A 21,560-nucleotide genomic window follows, 5' to 3' on the forward strand; every position below is an offset into this window, starting at 1 on the left:
TATCAGTGAGCGAAGTGGCGCGCTCCGGTCACGTACAGCGTGACACCGGCCTTGGCGGCCGCCTCGGTGACCAACTCGTCGCGCATCGACCCACCCGGATGCACGATCGCCTTCACTCCGGCGTTGGTCAGCGTCTCCAGGCCGTCGGGGAACGGGAAGAACGCGTCGGAGGCGGCCACCGCGCCGCGCACGCGGTCGCCGCCGCGCTCGACCGCGAGGCGGGCCGCGTCGACGCGGTTCACCTGGCCCATGCCGACGCCGACGGTCGCGCCGTCGGCGACGACGACGATCGCGTTGGACTTCACCGCCCGGCAGGACCGCCATGCGAAGACGAGGTCGGCCAGCGTCGCCGGGTCGGCGGGCTCACCGGTGGCCAGCGTCCAGTTGGCCGGGTCGTCGCCGGCCGCGTCAAGTGCGTCGCGCTGCTGCAGCAGCAGGCCCCCGCTGATCGGCCGCACCTCGATGCCGGTGACCGACGGTTCCGACGCCACCAGTACGCGGATGTTCTTCTTGCGCGCGAGCACCTCCACCGCGCCGTCCTCGTATGCGGGGGCGATGATCACCTCGGTGAAGATCTCGGCGACGGTCTCGGCCATTTCGACGCTGACCGTGGTGTTGGCCGCGATGACGCCGCCGAACGCGCTCAGCGGGTCGCATTCGTGGGCCTTGCGGTGGGCGTCGGCGACGGACTCCGACGAGACGGCGATACCGCACGGGTTGGCGTGCTTGATGATGGCGACGCACGTGTCCTCGTGATCGAACGCGGCCCGCCATGCGGCGTCGGCGTCGGTGAAGTTGTTGTAGGACATCTCTTTTCCGTGCAGCTGCTCGGCCTGCGCCAGACCCGGCCACGCGGTGTCGTCGGTGTAGCGCGCCGCCTGCTGATGCGGGTTCTCCCCGTAGCGCAGTACGCCGGTGCGCCGCCATGTGCGGCCGAACCAGGCGGGCAGCTTCTGGGCAGGCTCCTCGGGGGCCAGCGTTTCGCCCATCCAGCTCGCCACCGCCACGTCGTACTGGGCAGTGTGCCGAAATGCCAGTGAGGCCAGTATCTTCCGCTCCGCGAGCGTGAATCCGCCTGCGCGCACGGCTGCCAGCACGCCGTCGTAGCCGCGTGGTTCGACGACCACCGCGACGCTCGGATGGTTCTTCGCAGCGGCCCGCACCATCGACGGTCCGCCGATGTCGATCTGCTCGACACACTCGTCCTCGCTTGCGCCGGAGGCCACCGTCTCGCTGAACGGGTACAGGTTCACCACGACGAGGTCGAACGCCTCGATGCCGAGCTCCTCGAGCGCGGCGGCGTGTTCGGCCTTGCGCAGGTCGGCGAGCAGACCGGCGTGCACCCGCGGGTGCAGCGTCTTGACCCGGCCGTCGAGCACCTCGGGGAACCCCGTCAGCTCCTCCACCGGAGTCACCGGAACACCGGCGCCCGCAATGGTTTTCGCGGTCGACCCGGTCGACACGATGGCCACGCCCGCGTCGTGCAGGCCCTTGGCCAGTTCGGCAAGGCCGGTCTTGTCGTAGACGCTGACCAAGGCCCGCCGGACCGGCTTTCGCCCGTCCCCGGAGGCGCTTGGCGCCGACACCGTCTCAAACCCCGTCATCCGATGACCGCCTTTCGTCCAGTCCACGTCACGCCGCTCGTCGCCAGCGCGGCAAGGACGTCTACCAAGAGTTTGCGTTCGACGACCTTGATGCGCTCGTGCAGGGTCGCCTCGTCGTCGTCGTCGAGCACCTGCACCGGTTGCTGCGCCAGGATCGGGCCGGTGTCGGTGCCCGCATCCACCAGATGCACGCTGCAACCGGTCACCTTGACGCCATAGGCCAGCGCGTCGGGCACGGCGTGCGCGCCGGGAAACGACGGCAGCAGCGCCGGATGTGTGTTGAGTATCCGGCCCATGAACCGCGAAAGGAACACCGGACCAAGGATTTTCATGAACCCCGCCGACACGATCAGGTCAGGCTCGTGCGCGACGGTCGCGTCGGTGATCGCGGCGTCCCACGCGTCGCGGTCGGGATGATCGCTCAGGCGGACCTTGTAGCTGGGCAGCGACGCCGCGGATGCGATTTCGACGGCCCGGCAGTCGCGGTCGACGCCGACAGCAACGATACGGGCCGGGTAATCGCCGACCGCGGACTCGAGCAGGGACTCCAGCAGCGAACCGGTGCCCGATGCCAGCACCACGACTCGCGCCGGTGCGCTCGGGGGCACGCGGAGGGGTTGCTGCACGCGACGAGCCTAGTCGTCAGCCCTGCGGCTCTTGTCGCCGATGGGGCCCGGCGTGGCGTCGTCGTCGTCGATGTATTCGAACTCCTCGGGATCGGGCAGGTCGTCCTCGAAATCCGGGTCCGAATCGGGGTCAGGATCCGGGTCGGGATCGGCTGGCGCGGTGCGGACGATCCGCGGGGGCCGCACGTCCGCGGGCTCGTCGTCGAGCAGCGGCTCGACCTCGGGCACTAAGGCTTCCGGTTCTTCGGGCCGGTGTGGCTCGGGTTCCTGCGGTTCGAACGCGGATTGGAGGTCGGGCTCGGGCTCGAATGCGTCCTCGAACTCGGGTTCGGGCTCGATGTCGTCGTCGAGATCGACGTTCTGGCGGGAACTACTCGCACTTTCCCGCCCAGTTGTCGGTTTGGGCGCACGGAGTGGGCGGGCGATCCCGCCGGCCATCGCGATCGTCAGACCGCCGATCGCCATGAACCATAGGAACACGGCCGGTGCGAACGTCGCCTGGTCGACACCGACGTGGCCGAAGTTGCCCAGCTCGCCGCCGCCCGCGTGGCCCAGCAGTGCCATCGCCACCGCCGCGAGCGCCGACGCCAGCGTCAGCTTGCCCAGAGCGGGCAGCAGCGGAAGCGGCCGTCGTCCGCACTGTTGACCGACCACCACGCCTGCCGCCGCGCCGATGATCAGCAGCACGACCCAGATCGGGCCGAGCGGCGGCGTCGGCACCGCGGCGAGCACCGGCAGCGCGGGGATGTCACCACCGAACACCGTGAACGAGCTGAACGTCGCAATCCCGACGTGCGCGCTCGACCCGACGGCGACGGCCGAGGTGCCGACGATGACGTTGGGCGCGTACAGCGCCGACAACGCCGTCAGGCTGAACTGGCCGAACACCGAATCGGTGATCGCGTACAGGTCATGCATCGTCGACCAGTGCACGACCAGCGACAGCGCCGTCACGGCGCCGGATAGCCCGAGCAGCGCCAGCACACCGGCGTATGCCGGCCGCCCGGCGTCGGCCACCCACTGCGGCAGCCCGGATGCGGTGAGCAACCGCCTGCCTGCGCGTGACCCGACGCCGATCACGGCGCCGATCGCATGCACCGCCAACACACCGGTGAACGCCCGCAGCGCGTTGGGTGTCTGCAACTGCGTCAGCACCGAGGAGGCGTCGTGGATCACGGCCAGCGAGATCGCGGCGATCAGCAGCGGACCGCCGAGCGCAGACGCGACGATCCACCGGATGAGAAACCAGGAGCCCTGCGGCGGAGTGGCGGCCGCAGTGGTGCGCGCGGTGCCCCACACCATCGCGAGCACCGGCAGCAGCGGCATCACGCCCAGCTCACGGCCGCCGATCGAGATCGGCACCTGGTGCACGCCGAGCCACATGGTGGCGATCGCACCCGGCGCCCCGAACATGTCACTGTTCGCGATCAGCAGCTGCAGCAGCACCACCGCGGCGATGACCACCAGCGCCACGGCCGACGGGCCGAACGCGACGCGGAACAGGTCGCGTGCCTGGCGACTGCCGACCGACCTGTTCTCCACCACTAGCGGTATAGCAGTTCTTTGCTCACGCGCGCGGTATTCACGCGTGTGAGGTTTGGACTACGACGTCGAGTTGCCGGACTGGTTCGACGACGACGGCGGCTGCTGCTGCGCCGGCTGGCCGCTCTGCCCCGACTGCGACGACTGCGGCTGGCTGTAGGTCGGGAAGCCGGTCGGAGGGGTCGGCGGGCCGCCGTGCTGACCGATCGCGGAGAAACCGCCCGTCGAGGAGCCCGCGCCGGAGTAGCCGCCGCTGTACTGGCCCGGATAGGGCGGACGCTGCTGCCCCGGGCCCTGGCCCTGCCCCTGCGGGGCGGCGTGCTGGCCGTAGTACTGGTTCGGCTGGCCGTAGGGGCCGTAGTTCGGCTGCTGCTCGTGCTTCGGCTTCGGCACCGGCGCCTTGATGATGCCCGAGTCGAGCAGCAGGGCGCCGATCGCGACTGCGGACTGCAGGAGCGTCAGCAGGACGACGACGTAAAGCGCCCAGCCGATGCTCACGCCTTCGGGCTTCTGGATGATCTCGGCGAGCACGAGCAGGAACGACAGCACCGCGACCGCGGCGATGACGCCGATGGGCGCCTTCTGCCTCGGCAGCAGGCTGGCGGCGGCGATCAGGCCGGAGACCAGCGCGGCGACGACGGCCATCACGACGCCCTGCGAGGTGCCGCTGGCGCTGCCCATCTGCGGGAAGTCGCTGCTTTCGATCGTGAACACGTCGCCGAAGCTGAACAGGTACACGAGCAGGCCGAGCACTGCGACGGCAGTGAGCAGGATGAACGGCAGTCTGCTCGGGCCTGAGGGCGTGATAGCGGCGGGCGTCTGAACCGACCCCTGCTGATGCTGCTGCTGCTCGACCTTGCCGAACTGCTGGGTCGGAGCGCTGAACTGAGTCGTGGGCTGCTGGCTGGGCGGATATCCCGAGCTACTGGGCGGGTAGGTCATGACCTCTCCTGCTTTGGGTTGGACGCCGCTTCCGGCGACGCTGCGTGCGCTCACGAACCGATGAACTCATGAACGGCGACCGCATAGGCGAATCGACAACCACGCTAGCGCACGCTGCGTTATGCGGACACGAGCACAGTAGCGTCGGCCCCCTTATCTTCGGCGTTCTCGATCTCGCGGACGAGTGGAAGCACCCGCGAACCGAAGTAGGAGATCTCCGCTGGAAGTGCAGGAAGCCGCCGAGAATCAGGTCAACACCTCGTTTGCGGTACGCCGCAATGCGTTCCGCGATCTGCTCGGGCGTGCCGATCAATTGTGTGCGGAACCCGTCGTTGTACTGCACCAAGTCGTCGAACGAGGAGTCCGCCCACATGCCACGTTTGTCCGCGGTCGAGTTGCCAGCTTGTTGTACGGCGGCTTTGAACCCCTCCACAGCCGGGCGGTTGGCCTTGGCGACGATTTCGCGCAGCGTCTCCTTCGCCTCGGCCTGGGTGTCGCGGGCGATGATGAAAGCGTTCAGCCCGAATTTCACTTCGCGGCCTGCGGTGCGCGCATGATCGCGGACGTCGACGACCTGTTCGGTCACGCCGTCGAAGTCCTTGCCGTTCGAGAAGTACCAGTCGGCGTAGAGGCCGCCGTTGCGCCGCGCCGCCGTCGAGTTGCCGCCTTGGAAGATCTCCGGATTCGGGCGGGCGGGCGTGTTGACGGGCTTGGGCTTGAGCGTGAAGTCGTGGATGCGGTAGAAGTCGCCGCGGAAATCCACGTCGTCCTCGGTCCAGATCTTGCGCAGCACCTGCAGGAACTCCGCGCTGCGGCGGTACCGCTCGTCGTGTTCCAGCCACGGCTCGCCGAGATGGGTGAACTCGTCCTTGAACCAGCCCGACACCACGTTGACGGCGAAGCGGCCGTTGCTCAGCTGATCGGCGGTCGCGCCGAGTTTGGCGAGCACGCCTGGCTGCCAGAGCCCGGGGTGGACGGCGGCGATCACCTTGAGTCGTTGGGTGGCCAGCAGCAGCGCGAGGCTGAAGCTGGTCGACTCGTGCTGGTACTCGGCGCCGTAGCTGGCCTCGTAGCGGACCTGGGACAGCGCGTAGTCGAAACCGTTGTTCTCCGCCGTCTGGGCGAGCTTGACGTTGTAGTCGTAGCCCCAGTCGGTGCGCTGTTCGATGTCGCTGGTGACGAGTCCCCCGCTGACATTGGGCACCCAGTACGCGAATTGGATGTTCTCTGCGATGCGTTCAGTCGTCATGGTCTGCACCCAACATCGAGCGCGGTCGATCGTCGCGGGTAACGCTCTCGGTGACGGAAAGTCAGACCTCGATGATCGGCGTCGCCGGGATGCCGTTGAAGCGTGACGACGTCACCGACGTGTAGGCGCCCATCATGGGGCTGACGACGACGTCGCCGACGTTCAGAGTCGGCATCGGGTAGTCGCGTGCGATCACGTCGGCGCTGTCGCAGGTCGGTCCGGCCAGCGTCACGGGATCGTGGCCGGTGACGTCGTCGACGATCTCGCGCAGCGCAAGGATCGGCGGGTGCACGTCCTCGGTCATCACGTTCGAGTAGCTGCCGTAGATGCCGTCGTCGAGGTAGTGCCACTGGCGGCCGTCGCGCACAGCGCTGCCGACCACGCCGGTCAACAGCGTCATGCTGTCGGCGGCCAGGAAGCGGCCCGGCTCGGCCATCAACGTGAACTCGTCGCGCCGGTCCCCGAGCTCCTCGTCGACGACGGCCGCGATGGTGTCGATGGCCGGCATCGTCTCGCGATAGGTGAGAGGGAAGCCGCCGCCGATGTCGATGATTCGCGTTGGCATACCGTTTGTTTCGTCGATGTGGTCGATGAGGTCGAGGGTGCCGCGCAGAGCGGCGCGGTACGGCTCGGCGGTCGTGCCCTGGCTGCCGACGTGAAAGCTGAACCCGGCGAACTGAACTCCGCTCGCCAGTACGTGTTTGACGACGAGTTCCGCGTCGGCGGGATCGACGCCGAACTTCGTCGACAGATCCGACTTCGCGCTCGGGTTGCGGAATGCGAGCCGCACGAGCACCTGGATGTCGGTGGGCAGGCCCGCGAACTTCTGCGCCTCCGCGGCATTGTCGACGACGAACGTGCGGATACCCGCGATATAGGCGTGGTCGATGTCGGTCAGCTTCTTGATCGGGTTGGTGTGGAGGCAACGCTCGACGGGAAGACCAAGCGCGGCAATGAGATCGGTCTCGCCACGCGTGGCCACGTCGAACCCGCACCCAGCGGCGGCGACAGCCCGCAGCACCGCCGGGTGGGACGATGTTTTCGCCGCGTGATGCAGCCGAAAACCCGTCAGCTGCGAGGCGAGGAGCCGGGACTGCTCGACGACGCGATAGGGGTCGAGCACCAGCAGCGGGGTGCCGTGCTGCGCGATGAGCGAGCGCCAGCCCTCGGTTTCGCATCGGATGCGCAGGTCCTCACGCAACCGCGACCGCAGCGACGGGTTCACCGTCGACCTCCTCGATTGGCTGGCTGCGGACTGCCAACAGGTGTGCGGCGTACGAACAGCGCACCCCGTTGACGTAGGCGGTTGCGGCGCCGAGTTCGCCTGCTGCCCAGCCCGCGAGTTCGTTGGGCAGGTAGCGCCGCACCCACTCCATGAGCTTCTGGCGGTTGGTGCGCGTGGCCTCCATGTCATGGAGTTTCGCGAGCACCAGCCCGCACGTCGCGAGTAGCCCGCTACCTCAGTTGTCAACGTCGTGGCACCCCGGCCTTGCCCCCCAGACTGGAACACGTTCTAATTCGGGGTATGGATTATGGGCTCGTACTCTTCACCAGCGATCGTGGGATCGCCCCTGCTGCGGCGGCCAAGCTCGCTGACGAGCACGGCTTCACGACGTTCTACGTGCCCGAACACACCCACATTCCGATCAAGCGCCAGGCCGCTCACCCGACCACCGGCGACGAGTCGCTGCCCGACGACCGCTACATGCGCACCCTCGACCCGTGGGTATCGCTCGGCACCGCCTGCGCCGTCACCTCGCGGGTGCGGCTGTCGACGGCAGTGGCCCTGCCCGTCGAACACGACCCCATCACGCTGGCCAAGTCGATCGCCACGCTGGACCACCTCTCCGGCGGCCGCGTCAGCCTCGGCGTCGGATTCGGTTGGAACACCGACGAACTGGCCGACCACAACGTGCCGCCGGGCCGTCGGCGCACCATGCTTCGTGAGTACATCGAGGCGATGCGCGCGCTGTGGACGCAGGAGGAAGCCGAATTCGACGGCGAGTTCGTGAAATTCGGGCCGTCGTGGGCATGGCCCAAGCCGATCCAGTCGCACATCCCCGTGCTGGTCGGCGCGGCGGGCACCGAGAAGAACTTCAAGTGGATCGCGCGCTCGGCTGACGGCTGGATCACCACGCCACGCGACTTCGACATCGACGAACCCGTAAAGCTGCTGCAGGACACCTGGGCTGCCGCGGGTCGCCACGGCGCACCGCAGATCGTCGCCCTTGACTTCAAGCCCGACCCCGACAAACTGGCTCACTGGCGCGAACTCGGCGTCACCGAAGTCCTGTTCGGCCTCCCCGACAAGACCGAGGACGAGGTCGCCGGTTACGTCGAACGGCTCGCGGGCAAGCTCGCCGCGCTGGTCTGAGCAGCGCGCAGCAGTTCGACGAACGCCGCAGCGGCGGCGTCGACGCCCTCGTCGTCCTCGGTGGCGACCAGGTCAAGCAGCAGCCCGCGGATGACCGCCAGCCCGAGCCGGACAAAAGCGGGATCGGCTGTCGTCGCGTCGACCTCCGCCAGCCACGACTCGACCGCGCCCGGCACCATGCGCGCGTACGGCTGCTCGCCCTGGGCGCCGCGGGCGTAGCACTCGAAGAACAGTCGCTCGAACGGGCGCAGCTCGGGCCTGCGAACGTCGGCCCACATCGCCGCCACCGCATCGGCGGGCTCGGTGTCGGCGTCGGGCAGCGTCGACATCTGCCTGCGCTCGATCTCGTCGACGATGGTGAGCAGCAGCTCGTCACGTGACCCGAAGTGATGCAACAGCATTCGATGACTGGTGTCGACGGCTTCGGCAATCTCGCGCAGTGAGCGGTCGCCGATGCCGCCGCGGGCGAAGTCGTCGATGAGGGCGTCGAGCAGGTGCTGTCGCCGCTCGAGGTCAGGAGGTCGAGCCACGCAGTTGCTCGCTGCGCGCCTTGAGCCCCTTGGCCTCGAGGTCGAGGTAGCGCTTGGTGGTGCCGCGCATCAGCCGGGCAACGAGCCCACCGACCGGGCCCTGCTGGTCGAGGCGCTGCTTGACCTGTGCCCGGTCGCCGTCGGGATGGACCTCGTGCATGGCGATCGTCCGGCCGCCGGGTGAGCGCTGCTCCCACGTCCACGACCGGCCTTCGTCGAGCGCGGTGACCGTCCACACCAGCCTCGGCAGCCGCGGTTGCTTGATCTCGAACCGCTTACCGACCGCAAGACCCGGCCCGTCGAGCGCCTTCAGGCTGGTCACCGATGCCGTCCAGGCAGGCCAGCGCTCCACGTCGGAGAAGACGTCCCAGACGAGGTCCGCGGATGCGTCGATGTCGATGCCGCACTCGGTAATCATGTACCAAATGGTACATCACGGCCCGGCACGACCGGCGCGTCAATCGCACCCGTTTCGAGTCCAGAGGACGTGTGGCCAAACGTCGGTGACGGTGACGCGGGCCCCGCGACGGTCGATTTCGACTCATCACTGCCTGCGTGGGATTGGCTTAGGTCAGGCGCGCGCGGTTGCCCTGCTCGGCCGACGTCACGACGATGCGCGCACCGAGCGGATCTCCATCGGACATCAGCCCGACGAGGTCATCGTCTTCCGTGAGAGCCATGAACCGGGAGCGATCGGCGTCGAGCCTGCCGATGATGACACCGGTACGCACCGGCCAGTCGTAGCGCACAGAGTAAGTCTCGATCGTCGCGGGGCCGTCAGCGCGCTCCGTCACCGAAATCGTTGGTAACGAGGCGACCTCGTCGTTGAGTTCGGTGCTGCGATCAGATCGCCAATCGACCGGCAGAGTCGAGTAGATTCCCACCGAGTACTTGCTCATCGTTCCGCCGTTTGCGCCGACGAAGCCGAATTGACCCGGCTTGTCGCGCATCTCGGCCACCGTCTCGGCGATCGCGTGCAGCGAGTAGCTGTTACCGGGTCCGCCGAAATAGGGCAGCCCGCCTGTCAGCGTCAACCCGCGCGGGTCGTCGCCGTCGATCCCCAGCGCCTCGCACATGACGAACACCGGGAACGGGAAGCAGCTGTACAGATCGAACGTTGAGATGTCGTCGACACCGATATCCGCCACCTGCAACGCTTCCCGCGCGGCGTGCACGGTCGCGGGGCTCGCGCCGAGGTCGACGCGATCCAGCAGCGGCTGTTCGACCATGTCGGAGTGTCCGTGGACGTACACCCACTTCTCCTCCGGCACTCCGAGTCGCCGCGCGGCATCCACCGACATCATCACCACCGCCGCACCCTGATTCACCTGATCGCGCGCGACGAGCAGACGCGGATACGGATCGCAGATCATCCGGTTGTCGTCGGTGACGGTCACGACCTCGTCGACCGAGCGCTCGACCGGCGATGACGAGAACGGGTTCTTCGCAGCGACTTTCGACATCGGCGCGAACAGCTTGGCCATGTCCGCCCGGTAGTCCGCGACACTGCGCCCGAGCCGGCTGCGACGCGCGTTGTCCAGCAGCCCGTACTGCACGGGGGCGCCGGTCAGCCCGTGCTTGATGGTGTACTCGCTGATGTAGTTGAAGATCTGGTGGCCACGGTCTTCCATCTGGCCGTCGATGTGCTCGCTGTGGTCGGGCTTGTCGTCCCGCTTGGCGAAGGTCCGCAGCGTCGACCCGTTCTCCGAGCCGATGATCACCACCACGTCCGCCGTGCCCGCGGCGATCTCGTTGCCGAATTCCGTGACGAGCTTCTGCGGGCCCTGTCCGCCGACGGGTTCGATGACCGACCGCCCGGGCTGCACACCGAGGCGCTGCATCACCGACCGCGGATAGTTGTTGGACTTGCCGAGCAGAACGGGCATGCCAGCCGAGATCTCGAACTGCCGCAGGCCGACGACCGCGTCGACCGCCTCGGCGACGGCGTCGGCGTCCGCGCCGGTGTCGGCCAGCGCGGCCCTGACCGCCTCGGCGGCCAGTTCGACCGCGGACATGCCGCGATAGCGGGGATCATCGATGTTCTCGGTGAACTGGCCGACACCGACGATCACCGGGGTGCGCGGATCAACCATCACAGACCTCCTGGCGACTGTTAATTCGTCAGGCTAACTGAATACTGGAACGTGTTCCTAATCGACAGCGGCGTCCGTCACATCCGTGACAGCTACTGGCCCTGCAGGATCTCCCGAGCCAGGTTCGCGGTCTCCGACGGCGTCTTGCCGACCTTGACGCCCGCGGCCTCCAGCGCTTCCTTCTTGGCGGACGCGGTACCCGACGAGCCGGACACGATCGCGCCAGCGTGCCCCATCGTCTTGCCCTCCGGCGCGGTGAATCCCGCGACGTAGCCGACGACCGGCTTGGACACGTTGGCCTTGATGTAGTCGGCCGCGCGCTCCTCGGCGTCGCCGCCGATCTCGCCGATCATCACGATGACCTTGGTGTCGGGATCCTTCTCGAACGCCTCGATGGCGTCGATGTGGGTGGTGCCGATGACCGGGTCGCCGCCGATGCCGATCGCCGTCGAGAAGCCGAAGTCGCGCAGCTCGAACATCATCTGATAGGTCAGCGTGCCGGACTTCGACACCAGGCCGACCGGGCCGGGGCCGGTGATGTTGGCAGGTGTGATGCCCGCCAGCGCCTCGCCCGGCGTGATGATGCCCGGGCAGTTCGGCCCGATGATCCGGGTCTTGTGACCCTTCTCGACGTTGTAGGCCCACGCATATGCACTGTCCTGCACCGGAATTCCCTCGGTGATGACGACCAGCAGCGGGATCTCGGCGTCGATGGCCTCGATGATCGCGTCCTTGGCGAACTTCGGCGGCACGAAGACGACCGACACGTCGGCGCCGGTCTCCTTCATCGCCTCCGCGACGCTGCCGAACACCGGCAGCTCGACATCGTTGCCGCCGGAGTCCTTGTGCGACACCGTCGTTCCCGCCTTGCGGGCGTTGACGCCGCCGACGAGCTGGGTGCCTGCCTTCAGCATCAGCGCCGTGTGCTTGGTGCCCTCGCCACCGGTGATGCCCTGGACGATGACCTTGGAGTTCTTGTTCAAGAAAATAGACATGTCAACAGTCCCTTACTTGCTCGCCAGCTCGGCGGCTTTGTCGGCGGCTTCGTCCATCGTGCCGACCTCGGTCACGAGCGGATGGTTGGCTTCGGCGAGGATGCGACGGCCTTCCTCGACGTTGTTCCCGTCGATCCGGACCACCAGTGGCTTGTTGGCTTCGTCGCCGAGGATCTTCAGCGCGTTGACGATGCCGTTGGCGACGGCGTCGCAGGACGTGATGCCGCCGAACACGTTGACGAACACGCTCTTCACCTGAGCGTCGTTCAGGATCACGTCCAGGCCTGCGGCCATCACCTCGGCCGACGCCCCGCCGCCGATGTCGAGGAAGTTGGCCGGCTTCACGCCGCCGTGCTTCTCGCCCGCGTAGGCGGTGACGTCGAGCGTCGACATGACAAGGCCCGCGCCGTTGCCGATGATGCCGACCTCGCCGTCGAGCTTGACGTAGTTGAGGTCGTGCTCTTTTGCCTTGAGCTCCAACGGATCTGTGGCGTCGCGATCCTCGAACTCCGCGTGATCGGGATGCCGGAAGTCGGCGTTCGCGTCCAGCGTGACCTTGCCGTCGAGCGCGAGGATCTGGTCGTCGGGGGTACGCACCAGCGGGTTCACCTCGACCAGGGTGGCGTCCTCGGCGACGAAGACCTCCCACAGCTTGGCGATCGTCACGGCGGCGGCGTCGAGCACCTCGGCGGGCAGGTGACCCTTCTCGGCGATCTCACGGGCGAACGCCTCGTCGACACCCTTTGTCGCGTCGACCGGCACCTTGGCCAGCCGGTCGGGTTTGGTGGCGGCGACCTCTTCGATCTCCATGCCGCCCTCGACCGAGCACATCGCCAGGTAGGTGCGGTTGGCGCGATCCAGCAGGAAGGAGATGTAGTACTCCTCGGCGATGTCGCTGGCCTCGGCGACCAGGAGCTTCTTCACGACGTGGCCCTTGATGTCGAGGCCCAGGATGTTCTGCGCGTGGGTGAACGCGTCGTCGGCGGTGGCCGCGTACTTGACGCCGCCCGCCTTACCGCGGCCGCCGGCCTTGACCTGGGCCTTCACCATCACCGGCTTACCGATCTCCTCGGCGATGGCCTTCGCATCGTCGGCGGATGTGGTCACCCGGCCGGGCGTGGTGGGAACGTTGTGCTTGGCGAACAGCTCCTTCGCCTGGTACTCGAAAAGATCCATCAGCTCGCTGTCTGTTAGAAACCACTGTCTATTTGACTTTGACTCGTCCACCCGACGGGCTCGGGGGAACTTTATCGACACCAGTTGAGATCGCCGACATCGCCCACCGCTCATGTGGCAGATGTCACCGGGGGCCGCAGGGTGATACGAGTCACAATCGGCGATGGAATACTCTCTCCGGTTGCAACGGGCATTGGGATTTGGTTAACGTCGTCCGGTCTAGATCACGTTTAGGTCACGACTAGAAGGATATTTCAGCTTGGCGGGGCAACGGGCGTTCACATCTCCACACGGAGGCGCGACGAACGCTCGGCTCAGGTGGGTAGATCCCGAAGCCACTGAAATCACCGACATCATTCCGTTCAACGAGTTCGGGAAGCTTTCTGACCTGGAGTTTCATCACAGCTCCGCATTCGATCGCGAGGCTCAGGTCGTTCACGCCCCCGAGCTGGACGACATGCACCACACCGACGATCTGATCCCGTTGCGGCTCGCCGTGCCGTCGCGGTTCCGGCCGGAGGCCCGCGACGAGCGCCGCTCTTCTTCCTCGCGCGGTGCGCGAAATGCAACACACGCTTACCGCGACAGCAATACCGATGTCAGCAATGGCGTCGCGGCCACTGACATCTTCGACCTGAGCACCCGTCGCGCCGCCCAGCACCGCAAGGAGACCGCCGGCGCGGTCAAGGGCAGGCTGATGATCGCGGCGATGGCCGCAGGCGCCACCGCGGCGGCCGCGCACTCCGTGATCAACAACGACGACACCGCGACCGGCGACACCGTGCTCGCCGCCGACCAGTCGGCCATGGCGGGCGGTGCGATCACCGGCTCCTCCGACGGCATGCAGGTCGTCACTGTCGCGTCGGCGGTCGACTCAGTGGTGCACGCGGAGGAGATCACCAAGGCCGCCGCATTCGCCCAGGAGCGGGCCGATCGCGAGGCCCGACTGCAGCGGCCGATGTTCGTGATGCCGACGAAGGGCGTCTTCACATCGGGCTTCGGTTACCGCTGGGGTGCGCTGCACGCCGGCGTCGACATCGCCAACTCGATCGGCACGCCGATCTACGCGGCCGCCGACGGAGTTGTCGTCGACGCGGGCCCGACTGCGGGCTACGGCGCGTGGGTCAAGCTACGGCACGCCGACGGCACCGTCACGCTCTACGGCCACGTCAACACCTGGAACGTCAGCATCGGTCAGCGCGTGTGGGCCGGTGACCAGATCGCCACCATCGGCAACCGCGGCAACTCCACTGGTCCGCACCTGCACTTCGAGGTGCACCAGAACGGCACCGACCGGATCGACCCGGTCGGATGGCTGGCCAAACGGGGCATCAGCCTCGGCGGCTACTCTCCGTAATGTGAGTGACGCGGACCTTCCCGACAAGTCCGTCGAGAAGTCGTCTCCGTCATCTGATGGGCTCGCCGCGCCCAAAACGGGCATCATCCGGCGTACGCCAACGGGATCGTTGCCGACGCTCGACGAGCCGCAGACCACTCACATCGGGACCCACACCCATCCGGAATCGCAGACCACCTATATTCCGCAGGCCAAGCCGGTTTCGATCCGGGGCCGCAACGCAATGCGGCCGAAGATGGCCGCCACGACAGCGGTCTCTGCGATCCTCAGCGGATGGGCGACCGCCGTCATCGCCACCGACCTCATCACCGGCTGGTGGGCGTCTGACCGGCTGTTCTGCGTCGCGGTCGGCTTCCTGACGCTGGTGTCGGCGGGCGCGCTCATCGGCGGGGTGATCGCGCTGCTGCTTCGTCGGCGGATGGCCAGGGTTCTCGTCGTCGTCGGTTCGGTGATCGGGCTGTTGATCTTCGCGAGCCTGTTCGTGGCGGGCGCCAAGCTGGCGCCGGTGGTCTATGCGATCCCCGCGCTGCCGGTGATCACGATCGTGCTGGCGCTGCTTCCGGCCACCGCCCGGTGGGCCCGGTCCTAGAGCTTGCTGATCGGCGCGTGGTTGTGCATCAGCTTGACGCGGCCTGCGCTGCCGAAGTCGATCAGCGACATCGCCGATTCGCCCATGCCGGACACCTCCTCGACGCGGCCGAGGCCGTACTTGTCGTGGGTGACGCGGTCGCCGGCCTCCAGCACGATCAACGGGCGCTTACCCGCCGACGAACGCGCCGGCGACGGCCGGGGCGTGCCGAAGCGGCCCGCACCGCTGAGCGGTGCCGACAAGGACGGCGCCGGGTCGGTGCGACGCCAGTTGATGAGCTCCTGCGGAATCTCGCGGAGGAACCGCGACTCGGGATTGAGCATCGGCTGACCCCACGACGACCGGACCTTCGCCCGGCTCACGTAAAGGCGTTGCCGCGCACGGGTTATACCGACGTAGGCCAGCCGCCGCTCCTCGGACAACTCGGCGGGATCGCCGAGCGCCCGCATGTGCGGAAACATGCCGTCCTCCCAGCCCGTCACGAACACGACGGGGAACTCCAGGCCCTTGGCGGTGTGCAACGTCATCATCGTCACCACGCCCGCACCGTGCTCGGGTAGTTCGTCGGCGTCGGCCACCAGCGATACCCGCTCGAGGAACTTCGCCAGCACGCCCGTGTCGGGGATGTCCTCATCGTCGAGGTCGGTGCCCAGCGCCTCGGCGTTGGCCAGGTCGGTGCTGAACTCGTGTGCGACGCTGACCAATTCGTTCAGGTTGTCCAGCCGTGCGAGATCCTGCGGATCGCTGGACGCCTCCAGCTCCGCGCGGTAGCCGGTGCGGTCCAGCACCGCCTCGACCAGTTCCCCCAGCTCGCCGTCGAGACGGCCCCGCAGATCGTCGAGCAGTTCGACGAAGCCAGCGATGCACTTCTCGGCGCGGGTGTTCAGCATCGGCACCCTGCCCTCGGCGGCCGCCTGCAGCGCATCGTTGAAGCTGCCGCCGGTGTTCTCGGCATAGACCGCGACGCACGCCTCTGCGCGGTCGCCGATGCCGCGTCGCGGGGTGTTCAGGATGCGTCGCATGCTCACCGAATCGCCCGGATTGTCGAGCACCCTCAGATAGGCGACGATGTCGCGGATCTCCCTACGCTCGTAAAAGCGAACGCCGCCAACAACTTTGTAGGGGATGCCGGCGCGGATGAACACCTCTTCCAGCGCACGCGACGAGTTGTTGGTGCGGTAGAACACCGCGACGTCGTTGTACGTGATCTCCTTGCGGTCGGCCAGCGCGTCGATCTCCTCGGCGACGAACCGCGCCTCGTCGTGCTCGTTGTCGGCGACATAGCCGACGATCAGCTCACCCTCGCCCGCGTCGGTCCACAACCGCTTCTCGCGGCGCCCCGCGTTGCGGGAGATGACGGAGTTGGCCGCCGACAGGATGTTCTGCGTCGAGCGGTAATTCTGTTCGAGCAGAATCGTTCTGGCATCGGGGAAGTCGCGCTCGAAGTCCTCGATGTTGCGGATGGTGGCGCCGCGGAACGCGTAGATCGACTGGTCGGCGTCGCCCACCACGCAGAGTTCGGCGGGCGTGATGCCGTCGATGGTGGTCTCTGTGCCGACGAGCTCGCGCACCAGCACGTACTGCGCATGGTTGGTGTCCTGGTACTCGTCGACGAGGATGTGCCGGAAGCGGCGCCGGTAGTACTGGGCGATCTGCGGAAAGGCTTGCAGCACAGCGACTGTCTCGCCGATGAGGTCGTCGAAGTCGAGCGCGTTGGCCGACCGCAGCCTGCGCTGGTACTCCCCGTACACCTCGGCGATGATGCGGGCCAGGTCGTCCTCGGCCTCTGATGCCTCCGCGGCGGCCTGCTCGGGCCCGATCAGCTCGTTCTTCAGGTTGGAGATCCCGTTGGCCAGCAACCGCGGGGAGTGCCGCTTGGTGTCCAGGCCCATGTCCTTGCCGATCATCAGCAGCAGCCGCCGCGAGTCGTCGGCGTCATAGATCGAGAAGTTGGAGTTCAGCCCCGGCAGCAGCGAGGCCTGGTTGCGCAGGATCCGCACGCAGGTCGAGTGGAACGTCGACACCCACATCGCGCGGGCCCGCGGACCGATCAGCCCCACCACCCGCTCGCGCATCTCGGCGGCGGCCTTGTTGGTGAACGTGATGGCCAGCACCTGGCCGACGCCGACGTCGCGGGCGGCCAGCAGGTAGGCGATCCGGCGGGTGAGCACGGCCGTCTTACCCGAGCCCGCCCCGGCGACGATGAGCAGCGGCGAGCCTTCATGCAGCACCGCCTGGCGCTGCTGGGGGTTGAGCCCGTCAAGAAGCTCGTCGGCCTGCGAATCGGTCACGTGCACACTCATGTCTGCCCCAACTTACCGCTGCGATGGGACATTCTTTGCGCTGGCGGCGGGCCGGATGGCACACTTATTTCGTGCTCATCACGCAGCGTCGATTTTTCTACGGGTACCGGCCAGCGGTGCCCGTGGTCTAGCTGCTTCGTCAGAGCCCCGCGGTCCGCTTCCGGATCCGGGGCTCGTCTCTTGTGTGAGGCCCGAAACCGGATGGATCGCAGCCCACACAATGAGGAGTCCAACAATATGTCTATCGAAACGGAACCCGTGGCCGACATCGACGATCTTCGCCAGGAGATCGACCGACTCGACGCCGAGATCCTTGCCGCAGTGAAGCGTCGCACCGAGGTGTCGAAGCTCATCGGCAAAGCCCGGATGGCCTCCGGCGGCACCAGGCTGGTGCACAGCCGCGAGATGAAGGTGATCGAGCGCTTCAGCGAGCTCGGCCCCGAGGGCAAGGACCTGGCGCTGCTGCTGCTCCGCCTGGGCCGCGGCCGCCTCGGCCACTGACCGTTCGCGATTTCGGCGCGCTGGCGTGCGCTGAGCGTCGATTACCGCGCCGAAATCGCTATTTGCGCAGCGCGTCCTCGAGCCACGGCGTCAGCCACTCCACCGCTTCCGGCGTCGGGTGAAGGCCGTCCATCCGCATCTTGATGCCGTCGACCCGGTTGGTGTAATAGCCGTTGGGGCACAGCTTCTCGTTGAGGTCGAGCACCGTCGCGTTCTTGCGGCCTGCGACGGTGCGCCGCACCAACGTGTTCCACGCGTCGACGCGATCGGGCTCGTCCTCCGGGTACAGCGATCCGTCGGGTTGTTCGCCGCGCCGGTTGTACGGCGTCGTCGTCACCACGACGGGGGCGCCCGTCGAGCCGAGGATGTCGATGGCACGCCGGAGTTCACCGCCGAGGTACGCATTGAAGGCCTTGTCGCCGACATGCGTCCAGTGCCCTTCGTTGACGCGGTCGACGGTCTCCCAGCGGCCGATGATCAGCAGCGCGACGTCGGGCTTGGCGTGGCTGATCCGCTGCGCCCAGCGGGAAGGCCAGCTCTCGCACTCAGGTTTCTGGGTCAGGGTCTCGCCCGTCGACCGGTACGGCCCGCCGCGCGCGACGCCGCAGCCGATGGTGGTGAAGTCGACGAACTTGAAGCCCGGCGTCGGCGGCAGATAGCGCATCATCGTCCACGCCATCGAGTCCCCGAACACCGCGACGGTGCGGGTGCCCGGCGTCAGCCGCGCGGTGCCGCCGATCTCGACCGGCACCTCCGGATGCGCGGCAGCGGCGAGCACGTCGGGGCCGATGGGACGCTCGCCGTCCTGCCTGATGCCGACCGGGACGACGACCATCGTCGCAACCGCCGCGGTGGCCAGCGTCGCGGCGGCCAGCCGCAACTGCGGCACGTGCACGGGGCGCCAGCGCTTGATCGGCTGCTCGATCAGCCACCACGAGATCGCCGCGACGGTCACCGTCGCCACCGCCCGGATCGCGAACAGCGACATCCCCGTCAGCCCGGTGCGCTCGCCGTTGAGCGCCAGGAAGATCGGCCAGTGCCAGAGGTAGACGCCGTAGGAGATGACGCCCAGCCAGACCAGCGGCGGGAAAGCCAACACGCGCGCCACCAGCCCGCGCTGCTCAAGCGCGACCGGGGCGACGATGAAGATCGCCGCGAGCGCCACCACGATCAGCAGGCCGCGACGGAACTCCGGGACGCTGCCCGTCGCGAAGTGCGCCACCACGCCGAGCATCGTCAGCCCGATCACCGGGAGGATCTGCGCGATCCAGCGGCCCCACCGCGCCCGAATCTGCGAGCCGTAGCGCGCCAGCGCGGGCCAATCCTGGACCAGCAGCGCGGCCGCCGCAGCACCGACGAGCAGCGCCTGCACGCGGGTGTCGGTGCCGAAGTAGACACGGTTCAGCGAGTCCTCCGACACCATCAGGCATGACGCGACCGCTGACGCCGCCGCACCCGCGAGCGCGACGCCGACGACGACCATGCGGACCGTGCGCAGCGTCGGCTCGCTGCCGCGGCGCCTGACGAGCAATGCGACTGCGACGGCGACGGCGAGCAGCACCAGCGGCCATAAGACGTAGTACTGCTCCTCCACCGCAAGCGACCAGGTGTGCTGCAGCGGCGACGGCGGATCGCCCTGGGTGAAGTAGTCGGTTTCGCGGAACACGAAGACCCAGTTGGCCACCCAGAAGAAGGCGCCGACGGCGTCGTCGCGCACCGCGGCGACGGCATTCGAAGGGAACAGCTCGCGCAGCACGACGACCGCCAGCACCATCACGATCAGCGCGGGCAGCAGCCGCCGGGCCCGACGCACCCAGAACCCCGGCAGATCGATCGTGCCGGTGCGGCCGAGTTCGTCGAGCAGCAGCGACGTGATCAAAAATCCGCTCAGCACGAAGAACACGTCGACGCCGATGAAGCCGCCCGAGACACCCGGGATGCCAGCGTGATCGGCCAGCACGAGCCCGACGGCCACCGCGCGGATACCGTCCAGCGCGGGGATGCCGTTACCGCGCCGGGGCCGCGCAGATGCCCTCGGCGCGCCGCGGTCGATGGCGCGTTCGGGCGCCGCGACCCACCGGTGGCCACTCACCGATTGAATCTTTCCCGCGCGAGCAGACGCAAAAGTCCCCGACACGCCGGGCGCCGGGGACCTTTTGCGTTCCCCAGCTTCGCGTGGGCCCAGCTCGCGGGCGACTATTTAGTCAGCGCGATGTACTTCGTGTCGAGATACTCGTCGATGCCCTCGAATCCACCTTCGCGGCCGAAACCGGACTCCTTGACACCGCCGAACGGCGCAGCGGCATCGGAGATGACCCCCCGGTTCACACCCACCATGCCGGAGGCGACGCCCTCGGCCGCGCGCAGCGCCCGGTCGAGGTCGCGGGTGTAGATGTAGGCGGCCAGGCCGTACTCGGTGTCGTTGGCGGCCGCGATGCCCTCCTCCTCGGTGTCGAAGCCGGTGATCGGCGCGACGGGCCCGAACACCTCCTCCTTGAGGATGCGCGCGTCGACGGGCACGTCGGCCAGCACGGTGGCGGGGTAGAAGTTGCCGGGCCCCGAGGGGGCGACGCCGCCGACGGCGACCGTGGCACCCTTCGACACCGCGTCGGACACCAGATCCGACACCGTGGCCACCTGCTTGGCGTTGATCAGCGGCCCGAGGGTGGCCGACTCGTCGATGCCCTTGCCGAGCTGGAACTCACTCATCCGCTTGACCAGCTTCTCGGTGAACTCCTCGCGCACGGAGTTCGCGACGTGGAACCGGTTGGCGGCCGTGCATGCTTCGCCACCGTTGCGCATCTTGGCAAGGATCGCGCCTTCGACGGCGGCGTCGACGTCGGCGTCGTCGAATACGACGAACGGCGCGTTGCCGCCCAACTCCATCGAGGTCCGCAGCAGCGCGTCCGATGACTGCTTGACGAGCGCCTTGCCCACGCCCGTCGACCCGGTGAAGGTCAGCTTGCGAAGGCGCCCGTCGTCGATCAGCGCTGTGGTGACCTCGCGGGGGTTGTTGGTGGGCAGCACCGACAGCACGCCCTTGGGCAGGCCCGCGTCGTCCATCAACTTGGCCAGCAACAGCATCGTCAGCGGGGTCTCCTGTGCCGGCTTGACGATCATGGTGCAGCCCGCCGCGACCGCGGGCCCGATCTTGCGGGTGCCCATCGCGAGCGGGAAGTTCCACGGCGTGATCGCGTAGCAGGGGCCGACGGGCTGCTTGGTGACGATGATGCGGCCGGTTCCGGCGGGGCTCGGGGTGTAGCGGCCGTGGATGCGCACCGCTTCTTCGGCGAACCAGCGGAAGAATTCCGCGCCGTAGGTGACCTCACCCATGCTCTCGCGCAGCACCTTGCCCATTTCCAGGGTCATCAGCGTCGCGAGATCTTCGGCGCGTTCGGTGATCTTCTCGAAGACCGCCCGCAGCACCTCGCCGCGCTTGCGCGGCGCCGTGTCCGCCCACTCCTCCTGCGCCGCGGCGGCAGCGTCGAGTGCGGCGATCGCGTCCTCGGCGGTGGCGTTGGCCACCGACACCAGAACCGAGTCGTCGGACGGGTCGAGGACGTCGAACGTCGACGAACCCTTGCGCTCCTCACCGCCGATCCAGATGCCGGTGGGGACGGATTTCAACAGAGCGGAGGTATCCATGACTCTCTCTTACACCTTTGTTCAAATGGCCGCA

18 protein-coding genes and 1 pseudogene are annotated in these 21,560 nt (G+C 67.6%); 4 read left to right on the top strand and 15 right to left on the bottom strand.

Annotated features, from left to right (window positions below; all coding sequences use genetic code 11):
* Nucleotides 1-2 precede the first annotated feature (2 nt).
* The 7 genes and pseudogenes from purH to C6A82_RS21770 all read right to left on the bottom strand — a co-directional run bounded on the left by purH (nt 3) and on the right by C6A82_RS21770 (nt 7,372).
* Nucleotides 3-1,604, bottom strand: a complete 1,602-nt coding sequence (gene purH, locus C6A82_RS21740) for a bifunctional phosphoribosylaminoimidazolecarboxamide formyltransferase/IMP cyclohydrolase (protein ID WP_105347942.1) — start codon at nt 1,602-1,604, stop codon at nt 3-5.
* Nucleotides 1,601-2,230: a phosphoribosylglycinamide formyltransferase gene (gene purN / locus C6A82_RS21745; protein ID WP_105347940.1), complete on the bottom strand. Its 630-nt coding sequence runs from the start codon at nt 2,228-2,230 to the stop codon at nt 1,601-1,603. Before purN ends, purH begins: the two co-directional genes overlap by 4 nt.
* 9 nt (nt 2,231-2,239) lie before the next feature.
* Nucleotides 2,240-3,772, bottom strand: coding sequence for a DUF6350 family protein (locus C6A82_RS21750; RefSeq protein WP_105347955.1), 1,533 nt, complete (start codon nt 3,770-3,772; stop codon nt 2,240-2,242).
* A gap of 60 nt (nt 3,773-3,832) precedes the next feature.
* On the bottom strand, nt 3,833-4,714 hold the full coding sequence (locus C6A82_RS21755; RefSeq protein WP_105347939.1) for a DUF5336 domain-containing protein: 882 nt from the start codon (nt 4,712-4,714) through the stop codon (nt 3,833-3,835).
* A gap of 119 nt (nt 4,715-4,833) precedes the next feature.
* Nucleotides 4,834-5,963, bottom strand: a pseudogene (gene sfnG, locus C6A82_RS21760) (dimethylsulfone monooxygenase SfnG).
* Between the two features lie 61 nt (nt 5,964-6,024).
* Nucleotides 6,025-7,188 carry a type III PLP-dependent enzyme gene (locus C6A82_RS21765; RefSeq protein WP_105347937.1) on the bottom strand — a complete coding sequence of 388 codons (1,164 nt, stop codon included), beginning with the start codon at nt 7,186-7,188 and terminating at the stop codon, nt 6,025-6,027.
* Nucleotides 7,157-7,372 carry a hypothetical protein gene (locus C6A82_RS21770; RefSeq protein WP_142406033.1) on the bottom strand — a complete coding sequence of 72 codons (216 nt, stop codon included), beginning with the start codon at nt 7,370-7,372 and terminating at the stop codon, nt 7,157-7,159. The genes C6A82_RS21765 and C6A82_RS21770 overlap by 32 nt, the downstream gene beginning before the upstream one ends.
* Before the next feature lie 116 nt (nt 7,373-7,488).
* Between C6A82_RS21770 and C6A82_RS21775 the strand changes: the two genes are divergently transcribed.
* On the top strand, nt 7,489-8,337 hold the full coding sequence (locus C6A82_RS21775; RefSeq protein WP_105347933.1) for an LLM class F420-dependent oxidoreductase: 849 nt from the start codon (nt 7,489-7,491) through the stop codon (nt 8,335-8,337).
* Here the strand turns inward: C6A82_RS21775 and C6A82_RS21780 are convergent.
* The 5 genes from C6A82_RS21780 to sucC all read right to left on the bottom strand — a co-directional run bounded on the left by C6A82_RS21780 (nt 8,295) and on the right by sucC (nt 13,131).
* Nucleotides 8,295-8,867: a TetR/AcrR family transcriptional regulator gene (locus C6A82_RS21780; RefSeq protein ID WP_105347932.1), complete on the bottom strand. Its 573-nt coding sequence runs from the start codon at nt 8,865-8,867 to the stop codon at nt 8,295-8,297. The genes C6A82_RS21775 and C6A82_RS21780 overlap by 43 nt on opposite strands.
* On the bottom strand, nt 8,851-9,285 hold the full coding sequence (locus C6A82_RS21785; protein WP_105347930.1) for an SRPBCC family protein: 435 nt from the start codon (nt 9,283-9,285) through the stop codon (nt 8,851-8,853). The genes C6A82_RS21780 and C6A82_RS21785 overlap by 17 nt, the downstream gene beginning before the upstream one ends.
* A gap of 148 nt (nt 9,286-9,433) precedes the next feature.
* A complete protein-coding gene (locus C6A82_RS21790; RefSeq protein WP_233217106.1) occupies nt 9,434-10,960 on the bottom strand; it encodes an acetyl-CoA acetyltransferase in 1,527 nt (508 codons plus the stop codon).
* Nucleotides 10,961-11,052: 92 nt separating this feature from the next.
* Nucleotides 11,053-11,955, bottom strand: coding sequence for a succinate--CoA ligase subunit alpha (sucD, locus tag C6A82_RS21795; RefSeq protein ID WP_105347927.1), 903 nt, complete (start codon nt 11,953-11,955; stop codon nt 11,053-11,055).
* A 12-nt stretch (nt 11,956-11,967) separates the two neighbouring features.
* A complete protein-coding gene (sucC, locus tag C6A82_RS21800) occupies nt 11,968-13,131 on the bottom strand; it encodes an ADP-forming succinate--CoA ligase subunit beta (RefSeq protein ID WP_105347925.1) in 1,164 nt (387 codons plus the stop codon).
* Nucleotides 13,132-13,390: 259 nt separating this feature from the next.
* Here sucC and C6A82_RS21805 point away from each other — a divergent pair, with 259 nt between their 5' ends.
* The gene (locus C6A82_RS21805) at nt 13,391-14,488 is read left to right on the top strand and encodes a M23 family metallopeptidase (RefSeq protein ID WP_105347924.1); all 1,098 of its coding nucleotides are present in this window, start codon (nt 13,391-13,393) and stop codon (nt 14,486-14,488) included.
* A 1-nt stretch (nt 14,489) separates the two neighbouring features.
* On the top strand, nt 14,490-15,077 hold the full coding sequence (locus tag C6A82_RS21810; RefSeq protein ID WP_396836489.1) for a hypothetical protein: 588 nt from the start codon (nt 14,490-14,492) through the stop codon (nt 15,075-15,077).
* Here the strand turns inward: C6A82_RS21810 and pcrA are convergent.
* Nucleotides 15,074-17,380, bottom strand: a complete 2,307-nt coding sequence (gene pcrA / locus C6A82_RS21815; RefSeq protein ID WP_105347922.1) for a DNA helicase PcrA — start codon at nt 17,378-17,380, stop codon at nt 15,074-15,076. The genes C6A82_RS21810 and pcrA overlap by 4 nt on opposite strands.
* 201 nt (nt 17,381-17,581) lie before the next feature.
* Here pcrA and C6A82_RS21820 point away from each other — a divergent pair, with 201 nt between their 5' ends.
* Complete coding sequence (locus C6A82_RS21820; protein WP_105347921.1) at nt 17,582-17,881, top strand: chorismate mutase; 300 nt, start codon at nt 17,582-17,584, stop codon at nt 17,879-17,881.
* Between the two features lie 58 nt (nt 17,882-17,939).
* Here the strand turns inward: C6A82_RS21820 and C6A82_RS21825 are convergent, their stop codons facing one another.
* Entirely contained in the window at nt 17,940-19,973 is a 2,034-nt protein-coding gene (locus tag C6A82_RS21825) for an acyltransferase family protein (protein WP_396836492.1), read from the bottom strand.
* Between the two features lie 104 nt (nt 19,974-20,077).
* A complete protein-coding gene (locus tag C6A82_RS21830; RefSeq protein ID WP_105347919.1) occupies nt 20,078-21,526 on the bottom strand; it encodes an NAD-dependent succinate-semialdehyde dehydrogenase in 1,449 nt (482 codons plus the stop codon).
* Between the last annotated feature and the right edge of the window lie 34 nt (nt 21,527-21,560).

This window comes from Mycobacterium sp. ITM-2016-00318 (assembly GCF_002968285.2).
Lineage (GTDB): Bacteria > Actinomycetota > Actinomycetes > Mycobacteriales > Mycobacteriaceae > Mycobacterium.

Bases quoted from the DNA above. Each gene is read 5' to 3' on its own strand.
- C6A82_RS21770 (WP_142406033.1), bottom strand. From the start codon at position 7,372: ATGGAGGCCACGCGCACCAACCGCCAGAAGCTCATGGAGTGGGTGCGG.
- C6A82_RS21820 (WP_105347921.1), top strand. From the start codon at position 17,582: ATGGATCGCAGCCCACACAATGAGGAGTCCAACAATATGTCTATCGAA.
- sucD (WP_105347927.1), bottom strand. From the start codon at position 11,955: ATGTCTATTTTCTTGAACAAGAACTCCAAGGTCATCGTCCAGGGCATC.
- pcrA (WP_105347922.1), bottom strand. From the start codon at position 17,380: ATGAGTGTGCACGTGACCGATTCGCAGGCCGACGAGCTTCTTGACGGG.
- C6A82_RS21790 (WP_233217106.1), bottom strand. From the start codon at position 10,960: ATGGTTGATCCGCGCACCCCGGTGATCGTCGGTGTCGGCCAGTTCACC.
- C6A82_RS21830 (WP_105347919.1), bottom strand. From the start codon at position 21,526: ATGGATACCTCCGCTCTGTTGAAATCCGTCCCCACCGGCATCTGGATC.
- purH (WP_105347942.1), bottom strand. From the start codon at position 1,604: ATGACGGGGTTTGAGACGGTGTCGGCGCCAAGCGCCTCCGGGGACGGG.
- sucC (WP_105347925.1), bottom strand. From the start codon at position 13,131: ATGGATCTTTTCGAGTACCAGGCGAAGGAGCTGTTCGCCAAGCACAAC.
- C6A82_RS21785 (WP_105347930.1), bottom strand. From the start codon at position 9,285: ATGATTACCGAGTGCGGCATCGACATCGACGCATCCGCGGACCTCGTC.
- C6A82_RS21775 (WP_105347933.1), top strand. From the start codon at position 7,489: ATGGATTATGGGCTCGTACTCTTCACCAGCGATCGTGGGATCGCCCCT.
- C6A82_RS21755 (WP_105347939.1), bottom strand. From the start codon at position 4,714: ATGACCTACCCGCCCAGTAGCTCGGGATATCCGCCCAGCCAGCAGCCC.